Source organism: Hyphomicrobium sp. (genome assembly GCF_041674905.1).
Classification (GTDB): Bacteria; Pseudomonadota; Alphaproteobacteria; order Rhizobiales; family Hyphomicrobiaceae; genus Hyphomicrobium_B.
Window position 1 is genome coordinate 1 of record NZ_JBAYUV010000065.1, and the last position, 7,440, is coordinate 7,440.

General features: G+C 56.2%; 7 protein-coding genes and 1 pseudogene. 5 read left to right on the forward strand and 3 right to left on the reverse strand.

The genetic code is table 11. The features are described from left to right. Positions 1 to 4: 4 nt before the first annotated feature. Complete coding sequence (locus tag WC026_RS16960) at positions 5 to 1,681, reverse strand: formate--tetrahydrofolate ligase (RefSeq protein WP_372712191.1); 1,677 nt, start codon at positions 1,679 to 1,681, stop codon at positions 5 to 7. A 585-nt stretch (positions 1,682 to 2,266) separates the two neighbouring features. Here WC026_RS16960 and WC026_RS16965 point away from each other — a divergent pair. From WC026_RS16965 to WC026_RS16975, 3 genes are all read left to right on the forward strand, one after another. Next, a complete protein-coding gene (locus WC026_RS16965) occupies positions 2,267 to 3,265 on the forward strand; it encodes a formyltransferase family protein (RefSeq protein WP_372712192.1) in 999 nt (332 codons plus the stop codon). Positions 3,266 to 4,037: 772 nt separating this feature from the next. Further along, on the forward strand, positions 4,038 to 4,334 hold the full coding sequence (locus WC026_RS16970; protein WP_372712193.1) for a PqqD family protein: 297 nt from the start codon (positions 4,038 to 4,040) through the stop codon (positions 4,332 to 4,334). Between the two features lie 29 nt (positions 4,335 to 4,363). Continuing rightward, positions 4,364 to 4,780 (forward strand): lasso peptide biosynthesis B2 protein, encoded by a 417-nt coding sequence (locus WC026_RS16975; RefSeq protein ID WP_372712194.1) that lies wholly within the window; start codon positions 4,364 to 4,366, stop codon positions 4,778 to 4,780. 16 nt (positions 4,781 to 4,796) lie between these two features. Here the strand turns inward: WC026_RS16975 and WC026_RS16980 are convergent, their stop codons facing one another. After that, a complete protein-coding gene (locus tag WC026_RS16980; protein WP_372712195.1) occupies positions 4,797 to 5,207 on the reverse strand; it encodes a hypothetical protein in 411 nt (136 codons plus the stop codon). A gap of 180 nt (positions 5,208 to 5,387) precedes the next feature. Here WC026_RS16980 and WC026_RS16985 point away from each other — a divergent pair, with 180 nt between their 5' ends. Next, positions 5,388 to 5,816, forward strand: coding sequence for a hypothetical protein (locus tag WC026_RS16985; protein ID WP_372712196.1), 429 nt, complete (start codon positions 5,388 to 5,390; stop codon positions 5,814 to 5,816). A gap of 22 nt (positions 5,817 to 5,838) precedes the next feature. Here WC026_RS16985 and WC026_RS16990 read toward each other — a convergent pair whose 3' ends face one another. Next, a complete protein-coding gene (locus tag WC026_RS16990; RefSeq protein ID WP_372712197.1) occupies positions 5,839 to 6,933 on the reverse strand; it encodes a nucleotidyltransferase family protein in 1,095 nt (364 codons plus the stop codon). A 147-nt stretch (positions 6,934 to 7,080) separates the two neighbouring features. On the opposite strand from WC026_RS16990, the pseudogene WC026_RS16995 reads away from it, so the two are divergent. Continuing rightward, positions 7,081 to 7,193: pseudogene (locus WC026_RS16995) on the forward strand (IS3 family transposase); the annotation flags it as partial. Positions 7,194 to 7,440: the final 247 nt, after the last annotated feature.

A 7,440-nucleotide genomic window follows, 5' to 3' on the forward strand; every position in this document is an offset into this window, starting at 1 on the left:
GGACTTAGAACAGCCCCTGGATCAGGCCCTGGTCGTCGAGGCGGATGCTGTCGGCGGAGGGGACCTTCGGGAGGCCCGGCATGGTCATGATCTCGCCGGTCACGACGACGATGAACTCGGCGCCGGCCGAGAGGCGCAGCTCGCGGATCGGCACGATGTGGCCGGTCGGCGCGCCGCGCTTGCCCGGATCGGTCGAGAACGAGTACTGCGTCTTCGCCATGCACACCGGGAAGTGCCCGAAGCCCGCCGCTTCGAAGTCCTTGAACTGCGTCTCGACGCTGGCGTCGCAGGCGATGTCGGCGGCGCGATAGATTTCGGTCGCGATCGTCTTCACCTTGTCGCGCAGCTTCATCTCGGCCGGGTACAGCGGCTTGAAATTCGCCTTGCCCTCGTCGATGACCTTGACGACGTGGTGGGCGAGGTCTTCCGTGCCCTTGCCGCCGTCGGCCCAGTGCGTGCACAGAAACGCCTTCGTGCCCATGCTTTCGGCGGCCTTCTGCACCTCGGCGACCTCGGCGTCGGTGTCGGTGATGAACTTGTTCACCGCCACGACGGCCGGAACACCGAACTTGTTGACGTTCTCGATGTGCCGCTTGAGGTTCTCGCAACCCTTGGCCACCGCCGCGGCGTTCTCGGCTTTGAGATCATCCTTGGCGACGCCGCCATGCATCTTCAGCGCACGGACGGTCGCGACGATGACGACGGCCGAGGGCGCGATGCCGGCCTTGCGGCACTTGATGTCGAAGAACTTCTCGGCGCCCAAGTCGGCGCCGAATCCGGCTTCGGTCACGACGTAATCGGCGAGTTTCAGCGCCGTCGTCGTCGCCAGCACGGAGTTGCAGCCGTGCGCGATGTTGGCGAACGGGCCGCCGTGAATGAAGACGGGGTTGTTCTCGAGCGTCTGCACGAGGTTCGGCTGCAGCGCGTCCTTCAGCAATACCGTCATGGCGCCGTCGGCTTTGAGATCGCGGGCGCGGACCGGTCTTTTGTCTCTCGTGTAAGCCACAATGATGTTGCCGAGGCGGGTCTCAAGGTCTTTCAGATCCTTCGACAGGCAGAGGATGGCCATGACCTCGGACGCGACGGTGATGTCGAAGCCGTCCTCGCGCGGGAAGCCGTTCGAGACGCCGCCCAACGAATTGACGATCGAGCGCAGCGCGCGGTCGTTCATGTCGAGGACGCGCTTCCAGCCGATGCGGCGCTGGTCGATGCCGAGCGCGTTGCCCCAGTAGATGTGGTTGTCGATGAGCGCCGACAGGAGATTGTGGGCGCTGGTGATGGCGTGGAAGTCGCCGGTGAAATGCAGGTTGATGTCTTCCATCGGCACGACCTGGGCGTAGCCGCCGCCGGCCGCGCCGCCCTTCATGCCGAAGCACGGCCCGAGCGAGGGTTCGCGCAGCGCCATGATCGCTTTCTTGCCGATGCGATTGAGGCCGTCGCCGAGGCCAACCGTCGTCGTTGTCTTACCCTCGCCCGCAGGCGTCGGGCTGATCGCAGTCACGAGGATCAGGTGGCCGTCGCTGAAGGACTGAATGTTTTCGAGGTACTGGGCAGAGACTTTGGCTTTGGTCCAGCCGTACGGAACGAGCGCGTCTGCCGGAATTCCAATTTTTGCGGCAACGTCGGTGATCGGCTTCAGTTTTGCACGACGTGCAATTTCGATGTCGGATCCTTGAGACATGCTGCTTGCTCCGCGGTTTTTCTAATTCTTCGACCGCGTTTCGTATAGCGAATGTTTTATTCGAGTAAAGCAACATTATTCAACAAGCGCGGGTAGTCGCTTATGTTGCGACGCGGTGGGCTGACGCGTCAGGTATCTTGCAAACCGCCAGCGCTCGCACGTTGCTTGTTTGTCCTCGGTTCAACGACGCACGAACTTATATGAGTGTTACTCTATAAGGCGGCGCTTATCGGTGGCCCCGATCCGCACTGCACCAATTTTTTTAAAAAATTATGTCAAGGGACGTGGTTGATCAAAATCAATCAGCAAGGTGCATATCGGATCACGCGTCTTGGCGCATCAAAGTGTTGTCCTGATCTCTGCGAAGATCAGCGTTATTGTGAAAGGCCCCTTACTGGAACGCGCCGAGCAAAAGAGTGACACTACTCAGCTTGCGGATCGTTGTGGGCTTACCTTTTCCACATTCAGGTGGTGCTGCGGGTTTGCGATTTTCGTTCATCATTCTTACGTTGCTTCGGTTAAACCGCAGCATTTGAAATCATAACGGAATATCGAGGAAGCCTGGCATCAAGCGGATTTCAAGCGATGGGTTCTCTGCGTGCCGTATTTTTCACCGATATTTCCGCAAGCTCTGCCCACGTCATGGCCCGATGGGCGAATGCGGGGAATACGATAGCCGCTTGTGTCGTTTCGCCGAGACCCCACAGAGTAAAATGGCGGCGGGATAGATCGCGACAGTTGCTTTGTCCCGATTTTTCCATGCGGGCGGTGTTGAAGCGCAATCGTGCGAGTGTTCTCAGTTCTTTACGAGATCTCACATGTGCTCATTTTCTTCAGGAGCTTGCTGCACTAAACGCCGATGTGCTGATCAGCTCGGCGTATCCCAACCGTATTCCCCTCGCCGTGCTTGAGATGTTTCGCTGCGGTGGTGTAAATCTCCATCCCGCGCTTCTTCCGCAGTATCGCGGCCCGCATCCTGTTCAGGCAATGGCGATCGACGGAGCGTTGCAGAGCTGCGCCGGCGTTACATTGCACCGTATATCCCAGGGCTTCGACGAGGGAGAGATTATTGCTCAATCCGCCGCGACCAAGGCCGACTTATCGCGCCTGGATCAGCACTCCATATGGTGCATGCGCATGGCGGGAGAACTGGTCTCCGAGGCTCTTCCGAAATTTTGCCGGGACAAAATAAAATCGCGCGCGCAGCCGACGGGAGATTGGCGGTACGCCCGCGTGAAATCCCATGATCTTGTTCTCACCGAAAATATGGATGCCGAGGCGTTGCGAGTTCGCGCCCATGTCCTCGGAGCAATGGGACAACTCCGACTCTTGCTAGATGGCAAGATTTACAAAATCGCAGGCGTAGCTAAGCCGGAAAGCCAAGTGGGGTGTCCGCCGCGGATAAACTGGCGCACCGTGGAATTCGATGCCGCGAACGGCAGAGTGTGTCTAACGAGAGCCGGACATCTTGAACGGCGCTTTAGGACGTTCTCCAACCTCATGCTCCTGCGCAGACTTGGACGATGCTGGCAGCACACGAAAAAAAAAGCGCCAGCGGAAAAACTCGCTGGCGCTCCGGAATAACTGCGATCAGGGAATCGGAGCAGGCGGCGGTGGGCCGCTCGTTGTTGAAGCCACGATCGTATTGAGGCGTTCGCGGCGAATGAGTGTCGGCGATTCATATGTCGCCCTATCAGCAAGCATTTTCATCCAATATCTCCAATATTACGTTTCAGAAGTCGGGCCGATCGCTATTGTTGCGACGATTGCGACAAGGCGTTCGTGGCAAATGAAAATCGGCGTTTCGTATTCGCTTTCGTGAGAATGCTGTTTATTTAAGCCTTCCTGAGCTTGTCAGGATAGCGTTCTACCCGGGCGCAGGAGGTCCGCTCGTTGTCGTTGCCACAATCGTATTGAGGCGTTCGCGGCGAACAAGCGCCGGCGTTTCGTATTTGAGCTTTTCAGCAGGTGTATTCATTCAAACCTCCATTTTTTAGATATATGGAACTCAAACGGAGTCCTTTGAAATTGGGATTGCACAATTCCGTGCAGTCTCTCCAGCCTTCGACGAGAGGACGAGCGCGCCTACGCCAGAACGGTCGGGAAAACATATAAATCGAATCTTTTATGAGGTTAGATCGACGCGGTTGGGTCCAACAAGAACAAGTGCAATGAGAACAGTGTTCATGGTTGCAAGCCGACGCTTTTTATTGAAGCGTGATGCGTTCCGAGCACTGTTGTGCTCTTTGAGATAATTGCTTGAATCGCATCAACAGAATTGCGGTCGATCACCGATGGTCCAGCTGAAGCCGCAGCGTTAGTATATCGCCTCAGGGCATTAGTCTGAGGGTTTCTCATGATAGATGATGACCAAGTGTTTGCGCTGTCGGATACCGTTTCGTTTCAGCCTCTTGGACAAGGAGAAGGTGCGGTGATCCTGCTGATAGAGAGCGGCGAGATCTTCACTTGCAATGATACGACCTCGGCATTTTTGCGCGCCCTCGATGGCACGCGGACCTTTGGCAATTCTGTCGATCTTCTGGCGGAAAGCTTCGATGTCGCGAGACCGGTTTTGCGTTCCGATCTGGAGCAACTCGCTCGCAATTTATCCGAGCAGCGTATTATCATCGAGCCGACCGCCGTTCCTCAATGATGGGTTATGCCATATATTGGCGATTTCGTATGGCGCTGTGGTTATGGGCGCGGTTGGTGCCATTTTTTGCGTGGCGAAGCGATCTCGTTGTGTTGTTGAAGCGCGTATCGCCGAGGTCGGCGACACCGTATCAAGGGCTTTCAGCGGATCTGATTGCCTACCGAACTCGACGAAGCGTGCGGCGCCCCCATTTCATGAAAGATCGCCCGTGCTTACGTGAGGGAGTGCTAGCAGATCGTTTTCTGCGCCTCGCAGGATATCATCCCGAGCTTCATTTTGGTGTCGAAAAGCAGAGCATCGAGCAAGATAAGCTCGCGGCTCATTGTTGGGTCGTGCTCGATGATGTCGTTATTTTAAATCGCCCGACCACAGCAATGGTGGAGGTTCTCGTTCGCGACAAACACATGTGTTTGAAACGACCCGCAATAGCTGAAACATCCATCTAATCATCAAGAGGGCAGGCTATTGGAACGATGGTTTTGGTTTGCCGATGCTCCGGTGCAAATGAATTTTGTGGACGAGGGTCTTTATCGCTTCGTCGCACCTATTCTTGAAGAGCTTCGTCAGGATGCTGCGCCGTTCGCAGAGTTCGCACTGGAGTTTCGAACGTCTGGCGAGCTGCACAGCCCGCCGGAGGCTTGCTTGGTTCATGAAGGGACGCTTGGGGCAGGCATTACCGTCCCAGGCAGGATCCTCGCCGGCGCTGGCAAGGAATGGCTCGTTGTTGACGGGGCCGGCAGCGTGGAAGTCGATCTTATAGAAAGAAAAGCGTCGATATGGATCATGCCCGATGCCGATGCGTTGACGGCATCTACGGTCGCCCTGTTCGCGTTCGATGTGATCCTTTCGTCGATGGGGCAAGAACTGCTGCATGGAGCGGCTCTCGTTTTACCTGATCGCAATGAGTCGATTCTGCTATTCGCGCCAAGTGGCGCGGGCAAAACAACGACGGCCCTTGCGCTTGCTATGAGCGGATTTGGCATCGTCACTGATGATGCGCTTGTCCTCGATCGAAAACGCTCGACATGTTCCGCGTGGGGATTTCCGAGGCCCATGAAGGTTCATTGGCGAACTTCCGACCTTTTGCCGGTTTTGAAGGGCGTCATGCCGCCGGGTTGGAATCGAGAAGGCGAACAAATTCTTACGCGAGTTCAATTTGCGAAGGTTGGCAAAGTCGCGATCCAGGCGAACCTGCCGGTGAGAGCAGTTTTTATTTTGGGGAAACGATCTGATGGCAGCCATGCCATCGATCACATGTCGAAAGCGGATGTCGCTTTGGCGCTTGCCACCGATAATATCGGGATATCGCAAGTCGGCGTACTGCCCCGCCACGTGAGGAAATTAGAAGCGGTCACGTCTTTGCTCACATCTCCTGGAGTTCTATCGGCCCGGCTCCACGTCGGAACGGCGCTTCATAGCCTCGGCACGGACATTGCCCGATACTGCGAAGCCATCGCTACTCGTGTAGCGGGAGCAGCCTGAATGTCTTTTTGACGCTTGTCGTCTAGCCTTGTGTTGGCCGGTGCATTGCCGAATATCGCAGCGCCTGACGGAATAACTTGCGCCGTAAGGATGCGAACCGGTGATCGTTGCTCTGCGCCGCGAGCGTCACGCGCGGCGTCAAGAGGTGGCTTGCGGCGGTGTCGAACGTACGGGGAGCAAATTTCTTCAAAAGCGCTTTGCAACTTTCATCGGCGAATGTCTCGCTGGCAAGGGCAAGGGACGTGGCGACCGCCAAGGTAAGACCGCAACGGTCGGCGACGGTTCGCAATCGACCGACATCAACTGGACCAGCGACGCCTCGGGCGCATTGCAACACATCGATTACCTGTAAAAGCCGGTCGAATTGGTGACTGATCGCACCATGCGATCCAGCAACAAGGAGAAGGGCTGTCGCGTTCTCTGGGTTGCCGTCGCCTGCGTCGGCAACGTCCTCATACCCCAGCCAGAATGAGCGCCGGAGTTTTGGGTTATGAACGAGATCGCAGTGGACCTCGATGAGTATCTCCTGGTCGGCGCGCAAGGTCCACTTGTCTTCGAAATAATCCGCACCGCTGCGATACTCCATTTCCTGAAGTTCGAAGCCAAGGTCAGCAAGAACGCGGCTTACCTCGGCTCTGACTGCGATTGGCACAAGAACGTCGATATCCGTATATCTCCGCAATATTGGAGTAGGATAGAGTAGCCGCGCAAAGGTTTGTCCCTTAACGATCGTGAACGGCAGATGACGTGCCGCGAGCGATTTGCGAACAATTTCTCCGTGGTGCGCCAGTAGCATCTGCACACTCACCAGATCGACGCTTCGATTTGATTTGTCTTTGATGATCTGAGAACGGCGATTGTCTTCGCCGTCTGTAATTCCACAAGCCGCCGCCGCAGTGCGTCGCAGTCCATCCAGGCACATCGCGAGAACCCCGTGAAGTTCTGCGGCGTCCAGCAGAGAAGATAGTTCGCGAGCGCCAATTTGAGATGCTGGCTCTGATACTGGCGGATGCGGGTCAGCGAGCCAAACGAGCCAGCGTTCCGAGAGCGCGGTCAGTGTCGTGTGAGTTGCATCCCGAGCCAATGCTTCACCTCTTAAAAGATCGGCAGGTACCATCGAGCCTCACCGACCGACATCGTCAGCTCGTCGAACTAAGCCGTTTCTGGAAAAATCTCAATCGATGAGCAGTCTTGCTGCGGCCATCGTCAAGCTCAGCGCGCGCAACAACGTCATTGTCGAAAACGTCGACATTGAACGCCCACATTGAAAGTTCCTATGAAGCAACTGAAACGGGGCTGCCTCTGCCTCAACGATGGATCCTGCGTGCGTCTGAATCCTGAGCGGCGAACCACGTCTGGTCGTGCGACTTTGTCCAGGATAACCCGGAGCAGGTCACCGTTTGACTCGATGCGGCCGCTGTATAAGTTTAAACTTTCCGCGAAAGTCGGAGCTAGATTTTCGTTTGCTTTCGAGCAGTGTGCAAAGCTTTAAGATCGCTCTCTGCCTCGCAGGGCTTCGCAGGTGCAGCGGAAATCTACCTCCAAGGGAGTAATCGGTCGTGACAATAGACGGGAGGCATCACGTCATAGCCAATCCTTGGTTCTCGGGAGAACCAAGGAGTCA

Excerpts from the sequence above, each read along its gene's own strand:
- WC026_RS16990 (WP_372712197.1), bottom strand. The coding sequence starts at position 6,933 with ATGGTACCTGCCGATCTTTTAAGAGGTGAAGCATTGGCTCGGGATGCA.
- WC026_RS16970 (WP_372712193.1), top strand. The coding sequence starts at position 4,038 with ATGATAGATGATGACCAAGTGTTTGCGCTGTCGGATACCGTTTCGTTT.
- WC026_RS16965 (WP_372712192.1), top strand. The coding sequence starts at position 2,267 with ATGGGTTCTCTGCGTGCCGTATTTTTCACCGATATTTCCGCAAGCTCT.
- WC026_RS16960 (WP_372712191.1), bottom strand. The coding sequence starts at position 1,681 with ATGTCTCAAGGATCCGACATCGAAATTGCACGTCGTGCAAAACTGAAG.
- WC026_RS16985 (WP_372712196.1), top strand. The coding sequence starts at position 5,388 with ATGAAGGTTCATTGGCGAACTTCCGACCTTTTGCCGGTTTTGAAGGGC.
- WC026_RS16980 (WP_372712195.1), bottom strand. The coding sequence starts at position 5,207 with ATGCAGCAGTTCTTGCCCCATCGACGAAAGGATCACATCGAACGCGAA.
- WC026_RS16975 (WP_372712194.1), top strand. The coding sequence starts at position 4,364 with ATGGCGCTGTGGTTATGGGCGCGGTTGGTGCCATTTTTTGCGTGGCGA.